The organism is Porphyromonas loveana, assembly GCF_003096695.1.
Lineage (GTDB): Bacteria > Bacteroidota > Bacteroidia > Bacteroidales > Porphyromonadaceae > Porphyromonas > Porphyromonas loveana.
This window is the reverse complement of record NZ_QEKY01000002.1, coordinates 69,619-92,218: the sequence shown is the minus strand read 5'-3', so window position 1 is coordinate 92,218 and position 22,600 is coordinate 69,619. Positions and strand designations below refer to the sequence as shown.

14 protein-coding genes and 2 tRNA genes are annotated in these 22,600 nt (G+C 46.7%); 8 read left to right on the top strand and 8 right to left on the bottom strand.

The features are described 5' to 3' along the window. Positions 1-2: 2 nt before the first annotated feature. Entirely contained in the window at positions 3-2,198 is a 2,196-nt protein-coding gene (gene rnr, locus C7382_RS01340; RefSeq protein WP_116678525.1) for a ribonuclease R, read from the bottom strand. A 41-nt stretch (positions 2,199-2,239) separates the two neighbouring features. Continuing rightward, the gene (locus C7382_RS01335) at positions 2,240-3,775 is read right to left on the bottom strand and encodes a GH3 auxin-responsive promoter family protein (protein ID WP_116678524.1); all 1,536 of its coding nucleotides are present in this window, start codon (positions 3,773-3,775) and stop codon (positions 2,240-2,242) included. Between the two features lie 804 nt (positions 3,776-4,579). Here C7382_RS01335 and C7382_RS01325 point away from each other — a divergent pair. The 4 genes from C7382_RS01325 (at position 4,580) to C7382_RS01310 (ending at position 7,732) form a co-directional block, all read left to right on the top strand. Beyond that, positions 4,580-6,046, top strand: a complete 1,467-nt coding sequence (locus C7382_RS01325) for a C2 family cysteine protease (RefSeq protein ID WP_116678522.1) — start codon at positions 4,580-4,582, stop codon at positions 6,044-6,046. Positions 6,047-6,237: 191 nt separating this feature from the next. Then, positions 6,238-6,311 (top strand) — tRNA-Arg (locus C7382_RS01320). 36 nt (positions 6,312-6,347) lie between these two features. After that, a tRNA-Arg gene (locus C7382_RS01315) sits at positions 6,348-6,421 on the top strand. An 84-nt stretch (positions 6,422-6,505) separates the two neighbouring features. Then, positions 6,506-7,732: a THUMP-like domain-containing protein gene (locus tag C7382_RS01310; RefSeq protein ID WP_116678521.1), complete on the top strand. Its 1,227-nt coding sequence runs from the start codon at positions 6,506-6,508 to the stop codon at positions 7,730-7,732. A gap of 336 nt (positions 7,733-8,068) precedes the next feature. On the opposite strand, the gene C7382_RS01305 is transcribed toward C7382_RS01310, so the two are convergent. From C7382_RS01305 to C7382_RS01295, 3 genes are all read right to left on the bottom strand, one after another. Beyond that, on the bottom strand, positions 8,069-10,537 hold the full coding sequence (locus C7382_RS01305; protein ID WP_165815103.1) for a bifunctional UDP-N-acetylmuramoyl-tripeptide:D-alanyl-D-alanine ligase/alanine racemase: 2,469 nt from the start codon (positions 10,535-10,537) through the stop codon (positions 8,069-8,071). A 69-nt stretch (positions 10,538-10,606) separates the two neighbouring features. After that, on the bottom strand, positions 10,607-11,575 hold the full coding sequence (locus C7382_RS01300) for a GSCFA domain-containing protein (RefSeq protein WP_116678519.1): 969 nt from the start codon (positions 11,573-11,575) through the stop codon (positions 10,607-10,609). Positions 11,576-11,745: 170 nt separating this feature from the next. Beyond that, positions 11,746-11,994 carry a hypothetical protein gene (locus C7382_RS01295; RefSeq protein ID WP_116678518.1) on the bottom strand — a complete coding sequence of 83 codons (249 nt, stop codon included), beginning with the start codon at positions 11,992-11,994 and terminating at the stop codon, positions 11,746-11,748. A 961-nt stretch (positions 11,995-12,955) separates the two neighbouring features. Between C7382_RS01295 and C7382_RS01290 the strand changes: the two genes are divergently transcribed. The 4 genes from C7382_RS01290 (at position 12,956) to C7382_RS01275 (ending at position 17,581) form a co-directional block, all read left to right on the top strand. Beyond that, positions 12,956-14,056: a TlpA disulfide reductase family protein gene (locus C7382_RS01290; protein WP_116678517.1), complete on the top strand. Its 1,101-nt coding sequence runs from the start codon at positions 12,956-12,958 to the stop codon at positions 14,054-14,056. A 200-nt stretch (positions 14,057-14,256) separates the two neighbouring features. Continuing rightward, positions 14,257-15,036, top strand: a complete 780-nt coding sequence (locus C7382_RS01285; RefSeq protein ID WP_243405616.1) for a DUF3108 domain-containing protein — start codon at positions 14,257-14,259, stop codon at positions 15,034-15,036. A 304-nt stretch (positions 15,037-15,340) separates the two neighbouring features. Continuing rightward, the gene (pta, locus tag C7382_RS01280) at positions 15,341-16,348 is read left to right on the top strand and encodes a phosphate acetyltransferase (protein ID WP_116678515.1); all 1,008 of its coding nucleotides are present in this window, start codon (positions 15,341-15,343) and stop codon (positions 16,346-16,348) included. A 33-nt stretch (positions 16,349-16,381) separates the two neighbouring features. Further along, on the top strand, positions 16,382-17,581 hold the full coding sequence (locus C7382_RS01275) for an acetate kinase (protein WP_116678514.1): 1,200 nt from the start codon (positions 16,382-16,384) through the stop codon (positions 17,579-17,581). Positions 17,582-17,679: 98 nt separating this feature from the next. Here C7382_RS01275 and C7382_RS01270 read toward each other — a convergent pair whose 3' ends face one another. The 3 genes from C7382_RS01270 to C7382_RS01260 all read right to left on the bottom strand — a co-directional run bounded on the left by C7382_RS01270 (position 17,680) and on the right by C7382_RS01260 (position 22,597). Then, positions 17,680-18,882, bottom strand: a complete 1,203-nt coding sequence (locus tag C7382_RS01270) for a tetratricopeptide repeat protein (RefSeq protein WP_116678513.1) — start codon at positions 18,880-18,882, stop codon at positions 17,680-17,682. A gap of 33 nt (positions 18,883-18,915) precedes the next feature. Then, positions 18,916-21,492: a DNA gyrase subunit A gene (gene gyrA / locus C7382_RS01265; protein ID WP_116678512.1), complete on the bottom strand. Its 2,577-nt coding sequence runs from the start codon at positions 21,490-21,492 to the stop codon at positions 18,916-18,918. Positions 21,493-21,673: 181 nt separating this feature from the next. Beyond that, entirely contained in the window at positions 21,674-22,597 is a 924-nt protein-coding gene (locus tag C7382_RS01260) for a hypothetical protein (protein WP_116678511.1), read from the bottom strand. Positions 22,598-22,600 lie beyond the last annotated feature (3 nt).

The window sequence follows — 22,600 nt, the reverse complement described above, 5'->3', positions numbered from 1 at the left end:
TATTAACCCACAGGTTCAAAATCAAGCTGTTTCCTGTCGAGATTAGCTTGAACCACACGTACTGTTATTGCATCGCCGAGGCTGTATTTATGATGGAAGCGTCGTCCTGTGAGACAGAAGTTCTTGTCATCATATTCGTAGTAATCATCATCCAGACTGCGGATAGGTACAAGCCCTTCGCACATATTTTCTTTCAGTTCGACATAAAGCCCCCATTCGGTAACACCCGAAATCACTCCATCAAACACTTTGCCCAAGTATTCGGCCATGAACTCAACCTGTTTGTACTTGATCGATGCTCGTTCGGCAGAGGCCGCCAACTGTTCCATGGCGGATGCATGCTTACATTTCTCCTCATATTCGTTCCGATCCACAGAGCTTCCTCCTGACAGATATCTTGTAAGGAGTCGATGCGCCATCAAGTCCGGATAGCGACGAATTGGAGATGTGAAGTGGGTGTAATAATTGAATGCCAGTCCATAATGGCCGATATTATCCGTCGAGTAAATAGCTTTCGCCATAGAACGAATAGCTATGGTAGAAATCAGGTTTTCCTCCGGTTTGTCTTGGATATTGTCTATGAGCGAGTTGATGCTGCGACTTACATCCACATTGCTACCCGTTGTACGCAGCTTGTAACCGAATCGACGTATAAAATCTGACAGGGTTTCCAATTTGTCTGGATCGGGCAAGTCGTGGATACGATAAATAAAGGTCTTGGCTTTCTTTCCCTTAGTTTCCTGTCCGATATGCTCGGCTACCGTGCGATTGGCCAGGAGCATGAACTCTTCGATCAATTTGTTGGCCTCCTTGCTCTCCTTGACGATTACGCCCAGTGGACGTCCTTTTTCATCTATTTCGAATCGCACTTCTTTTCTTTCGAAAGCTATCGCACCTTGCTGGAAACGCTCTTCGCGGAGTCGCTGAGCCAGCTCATTGAGTTTGAGGATGGCCTCTTTGCAGTCACCTTCGCCAGTTTCTATGACGGCTTGTGCTTCTTCATAAGCGAACCGTCTGTCGCTTTTGATCACTGTCCGGCCAATACGATAGTCCAGCACTTTGGCAGTATCATCCATGTGGAAAATGCAGCTGTAAGCATACTTTTCTTCGTCGGGACGAAGCGAGCAGAGGTCGTTAGAAAGGCATTCGGGCAGCATCGGAATCGTTCGGTCTACCAGATAAATACTGGTGGCACGATTGTATGCTTCGGCATCAATAATTCCGCCTTCCTGTACGAAGTACGAAACGTCAGCAATATGTACCCCCACTTCGTAACTATTATCGTCTAATACACGGAAAGAAAGGGCATCATCAAAGTCTTTTGCATCCTTGGGATCGATCGTAAACGTCAGCACCGAACGGAAATCCTCGCGACTGGCAAGTTCCTCATCAGTGATAAGACCGTCTAATTGATTGGCAGCTTCTTCCACTTCTTTGGGGTAGATATAGGGCAATCCAAATTCGGCCAAGATGGCATTCATTTCTGCATCGTTGTCTCCGGCTGGTCCCAAAACAGCTTGTACCTCGCCTATGGGATTCTTGGACTCTTCCGGCCATTCGAGGATACGAGCGATCACTTTGTCCCCTTTTTGAGCGTTGTTCAGTTTGTCTTTGGGGATAAATATATCGTTTGCCAATGTGCGATCCTCTGTCACGAGGAAGGCGAAGTCTCTATGAATCTGTATTTTGCCTACAAACGTTGCTCGTTTGTGTTCTAATACTTCTATGACAGCAGCTTCCGGCGCCCTACCGCGACGCTTGGCGAAGAGCTGTACCCGCACTTTGTCGCCATGCATGGCATGTGCTGAGTTGCGCTCAGCAATAAATATCGGTGCACCTCCGGCTTCGGGGATAAAAGAGTTGCGTCCATTGGAGCGTCGCTCGAAAGTTCCTTCTACGATAAGTCCTAAATCATTGTAACGGTAGCGACCTCGTTCGATCTCAAGCAGGATGTCGTCCATTGCGAGGTCTTCCATCAGCGAGTTGATCATCAACTTCTGAGGTGCAGCCTCCACACCCATGAGCTTGCTCACTTGTTTATAGTTCATGACACTTTGCTTATTGCCTTGGAAGATATCCACGATGGCATTCTGCATTTCCTCCTTTGTCATGCGTTTATTCCTACGTCCACTACGGGATAGGCGGGGTTTATCGGCTTTGCGGGCTTTAGTCTTTACTTTATCTTTTTTCTTACTCATTATTTTTTCTTGTTTGTTACGCTATTTCGCAGAAGAAGTAGCTATTGTGATTGGGTATATGGCCGACTATTCATTTCCAAAATGGATGTAATGATCTCGGGTGTATTGCTCAGTCGCGGGATCTTATGCTGACCGCCCAGTTTGCCCTGCTCTGCCAGCCAGTCATGAAAGAGGCCTCTCCGCGCCACCGTGAGCGAAAGAGGAAGCAAAGTCATGTCGGCATAACGCTTGGCTTCATAGTCAGAGTTGAGCTGTTGCAATTCGGCATCTAATACCCTCGCAAACTCCATTGGATCAGTTGGTTCGACGGCGAATTCAATAAGCCAATCGTGTCGTCCTTTCCCTTCCTCAGGGAAGAAATGCGGTGCAGCTGTATAGTCCACGATCTGAGCCCCACATCGCTTGCAAGCAGAGGCCAAAGCCTTATCGGCATTATCTACCATGAGTTCTTCGCCGAAAGCGTTGATATAGTGCTTGGTGCGCCCTGTAATAACGATTTTATAGGGGCGTAACGAAGTGAATCGAACGGTATCGCCCAAAACATAACGGTACAGGCCTCCGAGTGTACTGATGAGCATGGCATAATTACAACCTAAATCTACTCCCTCCAACGGAACTGCTTCTGCATGAGCTGAGCCGAAAGTATCCATGGGAACGAATTCATAATAAACCCCATAATCCAGCATTAAGAGCAAACCAGAGTCTTGGGGATCATCTTGTATGGCAAAAAAACCCTCTGAAGCATTGTAGGTCTCCATATACTGCATCCGAGAAGAAGGGATGAGTTTTTCGTACTGAGCTTTGTATGGGCTGAAGCTGATGCCTCCGTGGAAGAAGACTTCAAGCTCAGGCCATAGATCCGATAGCGTCTTGCAATTCTGTGCAGCCAGAAGCTCCTTGATCATTACAAGTACCCATGATGGCACGCCGGACAGACTACCGACGCGAGCATGAGCAACCTCTCGTATGACAGCCTGCATCTTCTCAGTCCATTCGCTCATCAAGAGTGTTTGTTTGCTCGGGACTCGTACACTATTGCCGAGCCAAGGCATATTCTCCACCAAAATGGCACTCAAGTCACCCGCTTTGATGTCTTTGCCCCCCATCGCCACCGAAGAATGGCTACCGCCCAATACCAAAGCTTTTGTTGCAAAGAAACGACTATCAGGTCTATTACGGAGATATAGCCACAGAGTATCTCTGCTGCCTTGGTAATGGCAGTCATGTAAATGGTTGGCCGGAACGGGAATGAATTTGCTCTTGCTGTTAGTAGTACCACTGCTCTTGGCAAACCAAAGACAACGCCCCGAGCATAGTACGTCTTTCGAGCCACGCAGCATCAACTCTATCTCCTCTTGGAGTGACTCATAATCATGGATCGGAACTCGTCGTGCAAACGCCTCCAAGGAGTCTATATTACCGAATCGGTAGCGATCCCCTACGACAGTATTTGCGGCTCGTGAAAGGATACGCATGAGCTGCCTATGTTGTATTTCGGCAGCTTTATGTGCGAAGCTGTCGATGGCACGGAGTCTACTTTTTGTGAAGGTGGATATAATACGAGTTCTGTAGTCCATCGTTCATAGTTTCATTACAAATATATCATTCTTTCCTTTATGATGATGTAGAAGTTGAGGCGACACTCCTGTTTTCTATACAATTATACACCAGATACAATACTCTTTCTTATAGATATTGCAATGTGCAAAGAAACGGACACTATGTTTTTATGCTGTAAAACGCCTTGCGAAACCTCGAAAACAATCTGGCTTGGCTCTTTGCTGACGTACGATGAGTAGAAAAATTCTGTTTTTGCCTCTGCGTACATGTACGCGAACGTGAAAACTCCGTTTTTCGCTTCTGCGTACGTGTACGTGAACCTGAAAACTCCATTTTTTGCTTCTGCGTACGTGTACGTGAATACGAAAACTAAATGTTTTGCCTCTTCGCACAAATACGATAGCATAGAAAAACGGGGCTGCCACTCAAGCAATCTGACAAAAAATGATCTTTCCTCCACCCTCTTTCTCTCCTCTCAGGTCGTACGAATCCTCTAAAATCTTTCTCATAAAGGACTGAAAGCAACATGCCAGATTCCCTAAGAACCTCTTATTTACTCCTCATTTTTGTTTCAAAAAGTATGTTTTGTCCCTTTGGACTGCTATATCACTTGGAATCAATGGATTAAATATGTTGGGATGCGTGATTTGTCCAAATCTGGTCGAAAAAAGCTTGAAATTTTTGCGGAAATGCGTGATTTGTCCAAGTAGAATGCGTGATTTGTCCAAGTGCTTTAGCCCTTTTCTCTCTTCATTTGTGCAAGACACTTTCAGTAGAGAGAATATGTGTCACTTATTTATTACTTCAAAAAAATTACAGCTATGGCTAAGAAAGAATCCATGCTATCCCTTGATCCCAAGAGACTAGAGATGATTATGGCGGAGAAACGACTTTCTCCAAAACAAGAAGAGGCAAAAGCTCGAAAAATCGAGGACAGTAAAAAAGCCCTTGAATTTTTGGGTGTTGCTAAAAACGATCAAGTGAAAAAAGAAGTTTCGGATGGTCTGATCAATCCATTCGCATTAACAGAAACCCTTTTAGAGGCAGAACTCAATTGGCGCGATCCCCGTTCGATGGATATAATGAGTCGAGTTCTTGGTGCAAATTATGAAGATCTAATCACGAGTAAGGATTCAATTCTATTGGCGGGACGAAACCTTGGAGGCAGAAAAGAAGTAGAAATTGAAACTGTGCGGTCAAACACACGGGGATTGGAGTCTTTAGAAGAAATCAAAAAATCGCTGAACGACTTTGATATGCCTCCCTTGTCTGACCAAGAATTAGAGACAAAAAGGCAGGAATATGTATCTAAGCTCAACTTGCGGGAGAAGAAGGAAGCAGTCCTGTCTAACACTAAACTGAGAAAAGAGATCAGGGATCTAGTAATTCCATCAAGCGGACGAGATACACAATCGGAATTGCCCAGCTTCGAAGTTGGTTTTCAAGGAAACATCGTTCACAATAAGTGGGATAATGTAATCCAAGGGGGAGTTGGCAATTGCTATTTTCATGCAGGTCTATGTGCCGTAGCTTGGGCATGGCCGGGACTGTTGAATATGGATGTTGACACTCTTCTAACCGCTAACGCCGATTTTGCAGACAACTGGAGACTATGGAAGTATTTTATTGGGACAACAGATCATCAAACAAGTTCTGGAGTAGGCGTATCAAAAAATAGGATCTACTATTTTGGTACAGATGCTAAAAGAACAGGCCAAGCGATATTTGGTCATAGTAGATTCGGCCATAATGGAGAATACTGGACTGGTATCATGGAACAAGCGTATGCTAATTGGAGGTTCCCCAACTTAAGATTGGATCAAGCAATCATGACTACCAATGGGGGGTGGGGAGAAACTGCAGCTTTAGAGCTCACCGGTGATTCGACTTGCACCTCTGAAAGATTTTGGCTATATAATATCTCAGAGGCAAATCTCCGTACATATTTATTTGGAAATGGGAGTAATATTCCATCCAAATTCTATGAGTGGAAAACTATTACTCCAATGACGTTGTCGGCTCGGAAGGATCACACACTACAGGGTATAGCATATCCTCATGCTTATACGTTGTTAGGATACACAACTTACCAAGGAAGAACATACTTAATCATCCGGAATCCTTGGGGATATGGTGAACCATCCGGACAAGGAGTCCTCAGTATTAGAGATTGGGTGAAGCATTTCGGAAGAACAACGTGGTTCAACTTCCCGCTCGATGATGGCATATTTGCTCTAGATATAAGCCTAGTAATGAGCAACTTCCGTTATATAGGTCGTGTTTTCTAACCTATTTCTATGTATGACACAAGGAGGCTGCTCGTAAGGGTTGCCTCCTTGCTTTTCATGAGACACTTATAGATTAGGCTTTAATGGATAATAAAGAAGTCTATTAGAGAAAAAAGAGCGAAAAAAGTGGGTGAGTTGTTGCAGCAATCAAGAAAAGTCCTATATTTGCACCCGAAACGAGGAAACAAGACGGCCGCGTAGCTCAACTGAATAGAGTAGCTGACTACGGATCAGCCGGTTACAGGTTTGAATCCTGTCGCGGTCACTCTTTGTTCTTCTTTGTTTTTCAGGTTATTACGATGGCCGCGTAGCTCAACTGAATAGAGTAGCTGACTACGGATCAGCCGGTTACAGGTTTGAATCCTGTCGCGGTCACAGAAGAAGAGGGGAATCCGATTGCGGGTTCCCTCTTTTGTTTTTCGCATTAACAAGAAAGATTGGTGCAGAGACACAAAGAGAATGTTGTACGACGAAAAAGAGATAGTAGCCATCACTGAATGGGCACAGGCCTATTTAGAGCTGTCACCCGACCGGATATTGCTCGGGAGCAACAATATTCCGCAATCTTACCGTGCTGCCGTAGCCATCCAAGTAGAGCTGTGGCCTCGTCTGCGTGCCAAGTTGCCACATTGGGCAGACAACCGCTCTTTATATGTTCCGTCTCGTTTGACTCTGGAGCAATGCTCGGGTTCACTGGCTGCTTCGTATAAACGTCGTTTTGTCTGTGAGGGAAGCAAGATCGTAGATCTGACAGGAGGACTTGGAGTCGATTTCCTCTCCTTCATGGAGAGCGCCTCACATGGCTTGTACATCGAACAAAACGAAGCAACGGCGGCAGCTGCCCGACATAATATCCCATGCTTATTGCAGCAAGGCAAGCAGGCAGAGATACTCACAGGAGACTTTGCGCAATACTTGCCAATGATTAAGGAGTATCGTCCTGACTGCATCTTTGTCGATCCTGCCCGCCGTGCAGGAGCAGTTAGGCGAGTATATGCCATCGCGGACTGTGAACCAGACCTCAGACCTCTTGCCCATGAGCTTCTGCCAGATACCAATAATCTTGTGGCCAAACTCTCTCCTATGATAGATGTGCTGGATACTATGCTCTCCCTACCCTATGTTCGAGAGCTGCATATTGTGGCTGTACGAGGGGAAGTGAAGGAATTGCTGGTGAGGATGTCTTTACACGAGGGAGAGGCTCTGCCTATTGGTCGAGTCCCTATCCACGCCGTCAATCTGACAAACGGAGGACAGGCATCAACACTCCAATTCACACTGGAAGAAGAACAGTGCGTCTCAGTCCGATACGCCGACAGTATTGAGACCTATATATATGAACCGCATGCGGCAGTACTGAAAGCCGGAGCATTCAAGTCAGTAGCGCATCGGTACAACCTCAGCAAGCTACATCCCAATAGTCACATATACACCTCATCAATCCTTGAGTCGGACTTTCCCGGGCGGACGTTTGTTGTCGAAGAGATCATTCCTTTCACCTCTTCCACACTCAAGCGGCTCTGTCAGACGGTGCCGCGCGCCAGCATCAGTTGTCGCAACTTCCCACTTTCGCCTGATGAGCTACGTAAGCGAAGCAAAATAGCCGACGGAGGTGACAAGACCCTGCTGGCTACTACTGCTGCGGGAGGGGAAAGGCTGTTGCTCTTACTACACAAAGCGGAATAGTCGAAAAAGAAAACGGGATTGCCCAAAAAGACAATCCCGTGCGCACCCTTCATAATACAACAATACATCGAAAAGTAAATGTAGAGGTTTTCGTTTCTCACACCGTATATCCTCTGACGTATGCTTTTTCACATGTTTAGAATTCAAAGTTTCTTTTAGAGGTTATCACAAAGGTATGCACTTAGTAGGGCAGATTATCTACGTATTTTTCTGTATATTGACTACGTATTTATACGTAATTCCCTCTTGTGGTAAATAAAAACATCAGAGAGTACAGAAAAAGCGTGCCGGATGATAAGTCTGGCACGCCTTATGAAGACTTGTAGAAAAGTGAGTTTATTCCTGGAAGTAAACTCGTCGAACGCGAGGAGATATACCGGTCAGGACTTCGTAAGCGATTGTCTGCATCTTCTCGGCCACTTCGGCAATGGGTAGTTCCTCGCCAAAGAGAAGAACGGTGTCCCCTTCCTCTGCCGCAATATCCGTAATGTCTGCCATACAAATATCCATACACACATTGCCGACAATCGGGCATCGTCTGCCACGAATCACAACTTCCCCCACTCCACAACTTAGTCGCCTGTCCAACCCGTCGGCATAGCCTATGGGCATCACGGCGATGCGTGAATCTCGAGAGAGACGACCGCGACGACCATAACCCACAGTCTCGCCCGCGGGTACGTCCTTGATCTGTAAGATCGTTGTGGTGAGTGTAGCCACAGGACGTAGCCCACTGACGCCTGATGCCGTGACACCGTAGAGACCGATACCTAGACGGATCATATCCGTCGGGAAATGAGCGAAGCGTTCCACTCCGGCCGTATTGAGTGTATGGCGTAGTGGCCTATAGCCGAGAGAGGATTCAAGAGCGTTAAACACTTCATCGAAAGAAAGGAGTTGGGAACGGGTGAAATCATCGAAAGCAGGATCATCCGCAGCTGCCAAATGGGTGAAGACGGAGCGGACATGGAGTCCTTCGTATTCAGCCAAAGCTTCAGTAAGCTTGGCTATATCGGCAGGCATAAAGCCCAATCGGTGCATACCGGTATCAATTTTGATATGGACCGGATAGTCCGACAGCCCGTTGCGAACCACTATCTCAGAGAAAGAACGGAGTAATGTGAAGCTGTATATCTCAGGTTCAAGCCTGTAGTCGATAAGCATCTGGAAAGCATTTCTCTCGGGATTCATCACCACAATGGGCATCGTGATACCGCGTTCTCGCAGCTCTTTGCCCTCGTCCGCCACAGCCACTGCTATGTAGTCCACACGATGCTCCTGCAGCGTCTTGACCAATTCGTAGGAGCCTACTCCATACCCCTGAGCTTTGACCATACAGATGGTTTTAGTACCTGAAGGGACGAGGCTTCGATAGTAATTGAGGTTGTGTACGATAGCTGACAGATTGATCCGCAGTGCTGTCTCATGCACTTGTTGAACAAGACGTTCAGTGATCTGTTCGAAGCGGTATTTGCGTGCACCTTTGAGGAGGATACACGAGTCCGAGCATTCATAGAGTACGGCCGATGTCAAAAGCTCTGTAACATCTCTGAAAAATGCAGCATGCAGATCGGCAAAACGATGCCTCTGAGCGACGATATCCTCCCCTATACCGATGAAGAAGTCCGGCCGATAGATGCGGAGCTGTGCCGCTACATGAGCATAGAGTTCTTCCGCGGACATACCACTCTGTAGAATGTCCGATAGGACTACCACCTTCTTCATCTGTGTTCCGGCAGTGCGTCTCTGCTGAAAATCCAAGGCCAAAGCAAGAGAGTACACGTCGCTGCTGTAAACATCATTGATGATCGTATTGCCACGGTCGCCGGCTTTGACTTCCATACGCATCTCGACAGGTTCGAGTGATGCAAATCGATCTTGAGCATACAAAACTTCCGGTCGGAGTATAGAGATGAGTGTGATGCAATGCAGCACATCCTCTATCGAAGCTTCGTCAGTAAAGGGAACCGTGATCGAATAGTCTGCCCCGTCAGAACGGAATTTTATAGTGGTATGAGTCTCTTCAGTCTCAATTTTACATATATATACCTGTGCTCCGGGATTCGTCTTGCTCCACCCTATGGCTACAGCCGCTTCCGGTGATGACGAGATAGCTGTGGCTATCTCCTTGTGGTCGGCATTGTACACAATCGCTTGGCAGCGACTGAATAGGCGAAGTTTCTCCTGTAATTTGGTCCGAGTGTCTGCAAAATTCTCTTGATGTGCCGCCCCGATGTTTGTGATGATACCCAACGTAGGACGGATGACGGCTTCGAGACGTTCCATTTCGTTCGTCTGTGATATGCCCGCCTCGAATATACCCAAGGTATGCTCCCCGCTCATTTGCCATATGGAGAGGGGTACACCGATCTGCGAATTGTAGCTGCGCGGTGAGCGTACGATACGGTAATCTTTGCGCAGAAGTTGGTACAGAAACTCCTTGACGATGGTTTTCCCGTTGCTGCCGGTAATGCCGATGACCGGTATGTCGTACTGCATACGCTTGAGGCCGGCTGCTTGTTGCAGTGCATTCAGCGGATCGGCTACACAGATATAGTTGGCATCCGGCATCGTCTGGCTCCAATCCTCTTCCGTACGGGAGATAACAAAGCAGCGCACCCCCCTGTCATAAAGATCACGTATGTACAGATGGCCATCCCCCGAAGCCGTCCGCAGAGCAAAAAATAGCGTAGAAGACGGCTCCGAAAGCGTGCGGCTATCTGTGAGCAAATGAGCAAGATCAGTATCGTGAACGATCCTCGCCTCAATGGGAGACAACTGTCTGCTGAGATATGAAAGGAGCATAATGATGCGTGTATTAATTCTGTTAGCGACAACAAAGGATGGTCATCCCTGTGTGTATCGCCCATTTCATTAGGGCAAATCATCTAAAACAATATCCGGATACTTGCGTCGCAGGGCTGTAATCAGCGTTTCGGTTTGCGTTTCGAAGAGCATCGCATCCGGACTATCGGGGTGCAATGGTCGGTGCGCCATCCGACGTCTAAGCTTGAGGCAGGCATCCATGGCTTCGTGCAGCTCTTGTGCTATGTACAGATCTGCGAAGCGTTGGCGAATGATAGATACAGCTACCGACGAAGGATGGGTCATGTCGTCGGCATAGTAGCGATAGTCCCGCAATTCGTCCATCATGATTTCGTAAGCAGGGAAGTAATAGACGTGATCGGAGAAATGCTCGACAAGTGCCTTGCAAAAGAGTATGAGAGTAGCTTTACTTTGCTGATTGCCCACGGCTCCGTCACGTAAGTGACGCACGGGGCTGACAGTGAGCAGTATTTTACGTTCGGGAGCAGATGCTATCAGTCGTTCGATAATCGGTATCCAAACGGACAATAGAGTATCCACAGAAACCATGCGACGATGAAAATAACGCTCAGGGAGCTTATGACAATTGCTCACCACCCTATCGTCTTCCTGCGTGCTATAGACAAAAGCTGTCCCCCAGGTAAAAAGAAGACAATCCGCTCCCATCAAGGCATCACGGCCTTGTAGCAGAGCATGGTTAATATGCTCCAATGTTTCTGACTCGCTAGCATGAGAGAAAGCTCCATGATGGTCTGCGCTATGGTACAAACCATCGTATAGGAACAGCTCCTCTGCGCCATATAGTGTGCCATCGAGCAGTCGCTCCACACCTTGGGCTATGGAGAGAGGGTTGTACACGATGCCGAAAGGATTTATCTCCGTGCGGAAACCCGCTTGACGCATATACTCTCCCACCTCCACACTGAAACATGAACCCATAAAGAAAAGTCTGTTGGCATAGGATATGATTCTCGGTCTGGGGGCTGGATAATCCACAGGAGTGGTAAGTTGTATCATCCGCTTTGTACCTTATTACACCGTTTATTCTATACAAAAGAACAAAAAAGAGGCAAAAGAACAGAGGCTGCCAGAGATAATTATATCCATGACAGCCTCGCTATTTGGGTCGAAGTCTATATACCCCTCACTTCACTGTAAGCAGAGCGTGGGATGCAGACACCGATTGATTAGAGGAATTTTTTCAATTCTTCTTTTTGTTCCTTGGTCAGCATTTTGATCTGATCTGCTACGGACGTAACTGCTATATTGTCTTTTGCGGTACGGCAGTTAGCCAAAAAGTTTTCATAGCGAGCAATAGCTGCATCAAGCTGAGCCATTCTTTCTGCGGGTTTTGCACTCTTGAAGTAAAAACCCATCGAAGCTTTTTGCTTCTTCTGTTCGGGCGTTTCTGCCCTTTTTCCACGCTTCTTTTCCATAATCTATATTACTAAGTGAATTGTTTGGTAACACAAAGGTAAAAAATTCTTTCAAAGAAAAAATCATTTGCACTAAGTTTTATGCACTTGCGATAATAAAACAATTGTTTGCCTTATTAGGTTTAGTATTCCTTTTCCCACTATGTCATACAGTCTGCACGTTGGATACCGTTACTCAGGAATTCTATGCAATACTTTCGTTGATACGGATCAGAAATACTCCTGTCAGCTCTCTGGTCGGAAGAGCATGAACGGTGTTTTGGAGGACTACCCCCACCGTCTTTTGCAAACTGACTATGCCGGATAGCTACCTCCGATTGCAATCCTTTGTTCAGAGAGATAGAGGATGGACAGGAATTGGCAGGAAGTCGTCCGAACGACGAGTGGAAATACGATCTTGAAATAGAACATATCCCTGTCTTCAGCTACCCTGTCGGGGCTTAGATGTTACTGCTTAGTCTGATTTATTCAAAGAAGTGCACATTATCCCCTGACTATGCAGAAAAGGAATATGGACATCACCTTTTTTAACCCTCCAATACCCATCGAGAGGGATGGGATGCAGTTCTCGAAATTATGGGCCAAAAGAGCTGGGAATATGGCGCCGTAAATCCGAAAAACTCAGGCCAAATCTTTTTCGATCCGACGCATATTTTTTTTCTAAATGGCGCCAAAATCTTTTCTTTTTGGCGTGAGTCTTTTCGACAAATCGCCCAAGTCGGAAATCATAACACATCTGCATATTTTTTCACACCAACGGATTGATTGCTCTGGCGATGAGCATCATGTTGCAAGACATACCGTACTGTGACAGAGAGAATGCACTCACAATGCAGGGACATACTGTCATGAGTGCATCTGTACGCTAATCCCGCGAGGATACGATGTCGTGTAGTACAAAATACCTACTTTTGTGCGTAGATAATAGAACACAGTAGTAACTACTAAAACGAAACTGCAAATGAAAAAATTATTATTCGCAGCCATTGCGCTGCTTGTAGGCCTTACCTCATGCGACCAAAAGGGATACAGCATTGTCGGTACGGTGGACAGTACATTCAATCTCGACGGACAGATGGTGTACCTCCAACTGTCGCAGGATAGCATCTTGGATAGTACTGAAGTCAAGAATGGCGTATTCGCGTTCACTGGCCCATCGGTTGATACGGCTAAATTGGCTTATATCGTACCCACACAATCAGAGAATTCGCCTCGTAGTCTTGTTGTCATTCTGGAAAAAGGTGTCATCACGGCCAAGCTGGGAGAAGAGGCTGCTCAAGGAACTGCATTGAACAATGCCGCATATGAGTACTATGGTAAGACTGGCAAACTCATGGAGTCTTTCAACCAAAAATTGGAGGTTGTCAAGGCTGATACTGCTATGTCCGATTCTGCCAAACAGACTCTTATCGAAGAAGAATATATGAAAGTATCGAAAGAGCAGACCAAGATATCTTTTGATCTCTTCAAAGAACACACGGACGACGCTCTGGGCGCGTTGATGATGTTGCAGATTATTCGCAACGAATCTCCTGAATCAGATATTATCGCCGAAGCACGCAAGATGGCTGCCCCCATTGTTCTCAATAACCCGATAATTGCTCCGAGACTGAAAGCCATCGATATGCTGTTCGAATCACAGCCCGGGAAAAAGGCAAAGGACTTCGAAGGAGTGGATGCAGAGGGCAATGCAGTCAATCTGTACAAGTATGTAGGCCAGGGCAACTACGCTCTCGTGGACTTCTGGGCCTCTTGGTGCGGTCCATGCCGTCGTGAGATTCCTTATATTGCCAAAGCCTACGAAAAGTATGCAAGCAAGGGGCTTCAGGTTGTAGGCATCGTAGTATGGGACAAGTTGGAGGACCACATCAAAGCAGCAAGTGAACTGAACGTGGTATGGCCTCAGATCATCGACAACACCAAAGAAGGTGCTACCCTCTACGGTGTTAATGGTATTCCCATGATTATCCTTATCGGTCCTGACGGAACCATTGTAGAGCGTGATCTTCGTGGCGAAAAGATTCTGGAAAAGTTGGAAGGAATCTATGCAGCTAAGAAGTAATCTGATCCAATCCTAACCGTTTTTTTGAGAGGAAGCCTCCCTGAGGAGCTTCCTCTCTTTCGTTTATACTTATTCATATTCTCTATATTTGGATCACAGAAAACAGATGTCGTCAAAATAAAATGAAAGGACAGGATAGAATTAAGCAGAGAGAAATGTTTCGATTGGACTTGTGGGGCATAGTAATAATGATATGTACGATGATACTCTACCCCCTACAGGCACAGCAACGCATTACAAACGAATTCAGCCAAGTAGGCGAGCAACTCACCTATACGGCTTACTATAAATGGGGCGCAGTGATGCCGCGTGCCGGTGATGCGACCCTTACCCTTGGCAAGCAGAATGGTGGATACAGATCGAGATTGCTATTCAAGACAGCACCTTTCTTCGATGCAATCTTCAGCATGCGTGACACGCTCGACTGCAACCTCGACAACCAGATGCGCATCGTCAGTGGCACGAAGCATGTGATGGAAGGCGGAGATTATACAGTAGATCTTATCGACTTTGTACAAGAGGGCGATCGTACCCGCATTCATACAAGACGATTTCGTAATGGCGAATCAAGAATCGACACGATCGAACGGGTTCGTGCCACTGCATTGGACATGGTGGGGACACTGCTATTTCTTCGTTCTTATGACTGGTCAAAGACATCCAACCAGCGCATATCTGCTCGTATTTATGCCGGAAAGAAAGGTATAGACTGCTCTTTCCAATATGAAGGCTCCGAAGAAGTGAAGACCAAACGTGGCTCGCGATACCGCACACACAAGGTATCCATGTTTATAAACTCAACCGAAACTTTCAAGAACCTTCGAAAGGCTATCACCATCTGGCTTACCGACGATGCCAATCGTCTACCCGTTCGCATCCGCATGGAGCTAAAGATCGGAGCAGCCGAGGTTTACCTCTCCTCTGCACATGGACTTCGGTATCCGCAAACAGCCCTACTCTCCAATGGAAAGCGCAAATGACAGTATTGATCCATAGTGTATAAAAGGTCGTTGATCCCAGCCATTCATAGAGGGTTAAACAGAGGGGAAGAACCATAATCCTTCTAACTATAGAGCGTATCTCATCCACTATACAGGTTGGTGTGTATCATAACGGTTGCATGTACAACGAATCAGCATCGATAAGTTTTGGTGCGTAATTCGTCGCCGATGCGTGCCTTTTAACTACCTTTGCATTTGTTGACGAGTTGCATTTCCCGCAGCATCTATCCAAGACAAGATTATCATTACAATAATAGTTCAAACATAATCAAGGTATTATTCCATGGATCTCATCAAAGACGTTATCAAACGAGCTCAAGAGAACAAACAACGAATCGTCCTGCCTGAAGGACTGGAACCCCGTACATTGCAAGCTGCCGACCGCTTGTTGGCCGAAGAAGTTGTAAACCTCATCTTGATCGGCCAGCCCGATGAAGTGAAGGCTAAAGCAACGGAACTCGGATTAAAGAATCTGAATAAGGCCGAAATCATCGACCCCAAAAACCATGCCAAGAAGCAAGCATATACAGATCTGTTACTGCAAATCCGTCAAAAGAAAGGACTGACTCCGGAACAAGCTGCAGGATTAGTCGAAAATCCTCTCTATCTGGGCTGCCTCATCATCAAGGCTGGCGATGCAGATGGTCTCATTGCCGGTGCGCAAAATACGACAGGTGATGTACTCCGTCCCGCTCTGCAAATCATCAAAACGGCTCCGGGCATGAGTAGCGTGAGCGGTACTTTCTTGCTCTTCACGAAGGCGAAAGAGTATGGAAAGGACGGCTTGCTTCTCGTAGCTGACTGTGCAGTAATCCCCAACCCCACAGCCGAAGAACTGGGACAGATCGCAGTGGCTACCGCACGTACGGCAAAAGCTATCGCTAATGTAGAACCTCGCGTGGCTATGCTTAGCTTTTCAACTAAGGGTAGCGCCAAGCACGAGATGGTGGACAAGGTGGTTGAAGCTACTCGTATCGCGAAAGAAATGGCTCCTGATCTGATGATCGACGGCGAAATGCAGGCCGATGCAGCTTTGGTGGAAAGAGTGGCTGCACTCAAAGCGCCCGGAAGTGATGTTGCCGGTAAGGCTAACGTACTCGTCTTCCCCACTCTTGAAGTCGGCAATATCGCCTATAAGCTCGTGGAGCGTCTGGGACATGCAGAAGCTGTAGGACCTATCCTACAGGGTATGGCAGCTCCAGTAAACGATCTGAGTCGCGGTTGCTCTGTAGAAGATATCTATAGAATGGTGGCGATCACTGCCAACCAAGCTATTGCAGCAAAGAAATAAGACACAACAAATACAATAAACAAAATAACAATAATGAAGATATTGGTATTGAACTGCGGCAGTTCGTCTGTTAAGTACAAGCTGCTCGAAATGCCTCAGGGCGATGTATTGGCTCAAGGGGCTGTAGAGAAACTGGGGTTGCCCGATTCATTTCTCAAACTGACCTTGCCCAATGGAGAGAAGGTCGTAATCGAGAAAGAAATGCCCGAGCACACTGTGGCAGTGGAATTGATTCTCTCGGCCCTTACTGATGAAAAGACCGGATGCATCAAAAGCTACAATGAGATTGAAGCTGTTGGTCATCGTCTTGTACACGGCGGTGAGAAGTTCAGCAACAGTGTGGAGATCACGCCCGAAGTTATAGCCAAGGTAGAAGAATGTATTCCTTTGGCACCGCTCCACAATCCCGCTAACCTCAAGGGAATTGCTGCTATTGAGAAGTTGCTGCCGGGTATCCGCCAAGTAGGAGTATTCGACACAGCATTCTTCCAGACAATGCCCGAGCATGTATATCGCTATGCTCTGCCCTACGATATGTGCAACAAGCACGGAGTTCGTCGCTATGGATTCCACGGTACAAGCCATCGCTATGTAAGTGCACGTGCCTGTGAGATATTAGGCCTCGACTACAACAAGACACGCATTATCACAGCACATATCGGTAATGGAGCCTCTATTGCAGCTACCATGAATGGCAAGGCTTTGGATGTTTCTCTGGGTATGACTCCGGTTGAAGGATTGATGATGGGAACTCGTAGCGGTGATGTTGACCCCGGTGTTCTTACTTTCCTGATGGAAGCTGAGAATCTTGATGCTGCCGGCATCTCCGAACTGATCAATAAGAAGAGTGGTGTCCTCGGTGTGAGTGGCATCTCATCAGATATGCGTGAGATCGAAGATGGCATCAAACATGGCAATGAGCGTGCGATTCTCGCTATGACCATGTATGACTACCGCATCAAAAAATATGTCGGTGCCTATGCAGCTGCTATGGGTGGTGTGGATGTCCTCGTATTTACCGGCGGTGTGGGAGAGAATCAATTCTCTACTCGTGAAAAAGTATGCTCCAATATGGAATTCATGGGTATCGTCTTCGACCCTGCTGTAAATAACGGTATGCGTGGTAAGGAAATGGTGATCAGCAAACCCGAAAGCAAGGTGAAGGTGATTGTAGTCCCCACAGATGAGGAGTATATGATCGCATCTGACACGATGACTATTCTTGCTAAATAATACCAACACCCCATTTCGTTAGAAACACACTCTTCCTGACGAAATAAAAAAGGCCGAGTTTCAATGAAACTCGGCCTTTTTTATTGATTGTATTTGGATTACTTTCTTTCGTGACGATCAGTCATTTCTTTGTACTTATCGTTCATCTTTAGGTTGTAATACACATTGCGCAGTACATACCATGATTCATCGGGGTTAACGGAATAAGCCTTTTCGAGCAGAGGTAGAGCTTTCTTGAGATATTCCGTTGCCTTTGCCTCAGTCTCTGCATTTACTTGCTCAGCACCCTTGAGGTCGGCAGCGCGGTTGTAGTACACACGTCCCAAATCGTAGTTCGCAGAAGCATTGTTCGGATCGATAGCCAATCCTTTCTTCAACCATTCCTCAGCCTTGTCAAAGTTCTGCTGATTTTCATACAACTTAGCCATTACGTCGTAGAGTTGCACATTCTGAGAATCATCTGCAATAGCTTGTTCCAAGAAAGAAATTGCCTCGGTAGAACGTCCGGTCTCAATATATTTATTGATAAGATTGAGTGTATAGTACGGTTCTTTCGGGAATTTTTGCACACCTTCTTCCAAAACTCGGATATATCCGGTTGTATCTTTTCGGTCTTGATATACCGTAGCGATCAACTGGTATACGTCATTCTGACGATAAGGAGCATTCTTAATTTTATTAGCTATTTCCAATGTTTTGTCGAGCTCGTTAGCCTGATAGGCAGAGATAGCAGCATAGAAACCGACCATCATGGAATTAGAGTCCTGTGCAGAGACCTCAGGAACAGCAGCAAACATGGGCAATTCCTTGATCTGCAAGAACTGTTCGAATGCATCAAGAGCCTTCTTGTAGTCCTTCTTCTCCATATAGTAGCCACCGGCATTGATATAATAGAGATGGTTGCCCTTTAGAGACTCCATGATCTTCTTCGTGAAGCGAGGTTTTACTTTTCCCTTTTCATTGGGCATATTGTCCAATTGATCGGCTTTCAAGAAGAGCGGTAACACTCGCAAGAGAGCGTCATTCATTGCTGCACGGTCGGGTTCTTGTCCTACCGTCTGCTTCAGATTCTCTGTCGTGAAGTGTTTTTCTTCCACCTGACCAGCCACAAACCAAGTCTTGGCATCGTCCATAGTTTCAGGGTTTTTCAGAGCTTCGCCAATGAGGGTGCGCGCTTCGGCAAAGTTTGGTTTCGAACCAGAGGAAAGGCTTTCTGCACCTTTCACATTGGCTTTCTGAGCAAAGGAAACCGGCATAGCTGCTGCTAAGAGAGCTGCTGCCAATAAACTCTTTCTGTTCATACTGTTTTGCGTTAGTTGTTAAACGTCTTGTGATTATTCTTCTTCATTGCTATCGGAAGTGGCTTCGTCGGTTTCGGTTACTTCCGGCAAATCGATTTCTTGTGGTACGACTTCATGAGTGTGATCGGCTCGTTCTTCTGCCTTGGTTTCCTCTTCTTCGGAAACGACACTGCATACAGAGGCTATTTCATCGCCACGCTTAGCCAAATCGATTAGCTTCACGCCCTGAGTGGCTCGTCCGATAATGCTCAAGTCAGCCACTTTTACACGGATAGCGACACCACTCTTATTGATGATCATGAGGTCGTTAGCATCAGTCACCGCACGGATGTCAACTAACTTACCTGTCTTATCCGTGATATTCAGCGTCTTCACACCTTTACCGCCACGGTTGGTAATACGGTAATCGTCAATATTAGAACGTTTGCCATAGCCCTTTTCGCTGACAACTAAGATAGATTCCTCTTCGGGATGCTTGATCGAGATCATGCCTACCACTTCGTCTTCATTATCGTTGTCCAGCGTCATACCTTTTACGCCCATCGCTGTCCGTCCTGAAGGGCGCACCACTGATTCATGGAAGCGGATGGCACGTCCGCCACGATTAGCGATGACCATATCACACTTACCGTTGGTGAGACGCACGCTTACCAAGCCATCATTGTCTCGTAGATCAATGGCAATCACCCCATTGGCACGAGGGCGAGAGAATGCTTCAAGCAGCGTTTTCTTGATGATACCTCGTTTGGTACAGAACAAGAGGTAGTGGCTATTGACAAACTCTTTATCTGTCGTCAGATTTTTGATGCGAATAAAGGCATTCACCTTATCATCCGGATCAATATTCAACAGATTCTGGATAGCACGTCCCTTGGCATTCTTAGCTCCTTCCGGAATTTCGTACACCTTCAGCCAATAGCAGCGTCCTTTAGCTGTAAAGAGCATAATGGTAGCATGCATGGAGGCAGAGTAGATATACTCCACGAAGTCCTCTTCGCGGGTATCCGATCCCTTGGCTCCTACTCCACCACGAGCCTGCGTCCTAAACTCGCTCAGCGGGGTACGCTTGATGTAGCCCATGTGAGAAAGCGTGATGATCATATCATCATCGGCATAGAAATCTTCGGGGTTGAATTCTTCTGAGGCGTATATTATCTCGCTCTTACGGGCATCGCCATACTTCTCTTTTATCTCGATCAGCTCTTTCTTCACGAGCTCCATCAGCAATCCTCTGTCGGCTAAGAGTGCCTCCAACTGATGGATGGATGCCATTATTTCATCAAACTCCGCACGCAACTTATCGCGCTCCAATCCTGTCAAAGCACGCAGACGCATGTCGACGATCGAACGGGCTTGAATATCTGACAAACTGAAGCGTTCCATCAGTCGGCTCATCGCTTCTTGAGCATCTCTTGAAGCACGTATAATGGAGATTACTTCGTCAATATGATCTACGGCGATGAGCAGGCCTTCCAGGATATGAGCTCGTTCACGGGCTTTACGCAGTTCGAATATACAACGGCGCGTGACCACATCTTGTCTGTGATCCACGAATTCGCCGATCATATCTTTCAGATTGAGCAAACGAGGACGCCCCTTCACCAATGCAATGTTGTTTACACTGAAAGAGCTCTGCAGGGCTGTCATCTTGTAGAGCTTATTGAGTACTACCGAAGCATTGGCATCGCGCTTGATGTCAATAACGATACGCATACCCTTACGATTCGACTCATCAGCGATATTCGAGATGCCATCCAAACGTTTTTCGTTGATCAGCTGAGCGATATTGGATACCAGCTCAGCCTTATTCACCAAATACGGGATTTCCGATATGATGATGCGCTCATGATTGTTATGTTGTTCTATCTCGGCACGGCTACGAATCACGACACGACCACGTCCGGTCTCGAAAGCCTCCTTTACACCGGCATAACCATAGATGAATCCACCTGTGGGGAAATCCGGTGCCTTGACATACTGCATCAAGCCTGCCACATCAATGTTGCCATCGGCATCGATATAGGCTACACATCCGTCTATAGCTTCCGACAGATTATGAGGAGGCATATTGGTAGCCATACCTACTGCAATACCCGAAGCTCCGTTAATCAGAAGATTCGGTATGCGGGTAGGTAATACTGTGGGCTCCTGGCGGGTGTCGTCGAAGTTGTTTTGGAAGTCTACTGTCTCCTTATCGATATCGCGGAGCATCTCTCCGGCGATCTGGCTCAGACGTGATTCCGTATAACGCATGGCTGCAGGAGAGTCTCCATCCACCGAACCAAAGTTACCCTGTCCATCCACCAAAGGATAGCGCAGACTCCACGGCTGTGCCATACGCACCAACGCCATATATACGGAAGAATCGCCATGCGGGTGATAGTGACCCAATACCTCACCAACAGCATTGGCACATTTGCGAGTAGGATTGGAATAGACGTTACCCGTCTCATTCATGGCATAGAGCACACGGCGATGTACGGGTTTGAATCCGTCGCGGACATCAGGCAAAGCACGGGATACGATCACGGACATCGAATAGTCGATGTACGCGGTTTTCATTTCCTCTTCGATACTGATGTTAATAATTCTGTCTTCTCGGTCAGTCATTTTCTTCTATTATGCAATGGTGTACGGGGGGCTTCATGGCCAGATAATCGCAGGCCGTCTCCTACACCATTATATTTATTCTCTACTGTCAAATGGGGCTTAAGAATTGAATCTACACGCCCAAACAAGGCACTAAATTAGTGTTTTCGATCGAAAAGGGATACCTACTACAGGAAAAAAATTAATCCAACTTAAAGGACTTACGGCCGATCAGATGCCCATCAGCAAAGAAATCCACCCTGTAAGAGCCCGAAGTAAGCGTCTGCACCACATTCCAATAAAGAACCACATCCGTTTGGTCGCCGGTGTATTCTATCTGCTTGCGGCAAGAATAGGCTATCTGCTTACCCTCGAAGGGGAAAACATCTCCCGAGGAACGCTGTAGCACCTCATCGTTCGGCGTGAGTATGCGTGCATAGATCGCCTTTTCTCCCACGGGGGCCGTGATGTTTTTCGGAATAATAAAGTTCATCTGAATTGTTTTCAGCTTGGCTACATTCTTTACGGCTCGCCCTTTCTTGTCTAACAATCCTATTGAGATGCCGGCAGCCTCCAATTTTGAGGCCAATTCTACTTTTCCTGTCAACTCGGCCTTTTCCACTTTGAGACGACTGGCTTCGCCTGCGGCCTGTGCATAATTGCGGCGCACTTCTTGATTTTCTGTTCTCAGTCGTTCGTTGGCAGCATTGAGCGAGTCGATCTGCACAACGTAAGACTTCAGTACAGCTCGGAGGGTTTTGATCTCCCCCCTCAGCTCCCCTATGCGTCTGGCATTAGTCGCCTTCACTGTCTTTAGTTCGTCTTGTAAGCGATTTACCCTCGTACGTTCAGCTGTGAGTTGTGCCAGCAATGAGTCGTTTGCCAATTGAATATTCATTTCACCCGCATTGCCGGACAACTTATTGTATTGCTCGGTATAGTCCTCGGATATGCGGTCGAGCTCGTCCTGCATAGCTTCTTTCTCCAGTTTGGCAAAGTTTTCTCGGTCCTGTTCCAATGCAGAACGTTCGCGAATTACCTGCCAATTGAAAAAAAGTCCCATCAATACAATGAGTGCTGCAACAGCCACTGCCGCGAAAACGAGTTTTTTCTTTGTTATTTCCATAGA

Coding starts and splice junctions, on each gene's coding strand:
- C7382_RS01270 (WP_116678513.1), bottom strand. CDS start 18,882: ATGAACAGAAAGAGTTTATTGGCAGCAGCTCTCTTAGCAGCAGCTATG.
- C7382_RS01290 (WP_116678517.1), top strand. CDS start 12,956: ATGAAAAAATTATTATTCGCAGCCATTGCGCTGCTTGTAGGCCTTACC.
- C7382_RS01305 (WP_165815103.1), bottom strand. CDS start 10,537: ATGCTCCTTTCATATCTCAGCAGACAGTTGTCTCCCATTGAGGCGAGG.
- C7382_RS01275 (WP_116678514.1), top strand. CDS start 16,382: ATGAAGATATTGGTATTGAACTGCGGCAGTTCGTCTGTTAAGTACAAG.
- C7382_RS01325 (WP_116678522.1), top strand. CDS start 4,580: ATGGCTAAGAAAGAATCCATGCTATCCCTTGATCCCAAGAGACTAGAG.
- gyrA (WP_116678512.1), bottom strand. CDS start 21,492: ATGACTGACCGAGAAGACAGAATTATTAACATCAGTATCGAAGAGGAA.
- C7382_RS01295 (WP_116678518.1), bottom strand. CDS start 11,994: ATGGAAAAGAAGCGTGGAAAAAGGGCAGAAACGCCCGAACAGAAGAAG.
- C7382_RS01335 (WP_116678524.1), bottom strand. CDS start 3,775: ATGGACTACAGAACTCGTATTATATCCACCTTCACAAAAAGTAGACTC.
- C7382_RS01300 (WP_116678519.1), bottom strand. CDS start 11,575: ATGATACAACTTACCACTCCTGTGGATTATCCAGCCCCCAGACCGAGA.
- C7382_RS01310 (WP_116678521.1), top strand. CDS start 6,506: ATGTTGTACGACGAAAAAGAGATAGTAGCCATCACTGAATGGGCACAG.
- C7382_RS01285 (WP_243405616.1), top strand. CDS start 14,257: ATGATACTCTACCCCCTACAGGCACAGCAACGCATTACAAACGAATTC.
- C7382_RS01260 (WP_116678511.1), bottom strand. CDS start 22,597: ATGGAAATAACAAAGAAAAAACTCGTTTTCGCGGCAGTGGCTGTTGCA.
- pta (WP_116678515.1), top strand. CDS start 15,341: ATGGATCTCATCAAAGACGTTATCAAACGAGCTCAAGAGAACAAACAA.
- rnr (WP_116678525.1), bottom strand. CDS start 2,198: ATGAGTAAGAAAAAAGATAAAGTAAAGACTAAAGCCCGCAAAGCCGAT.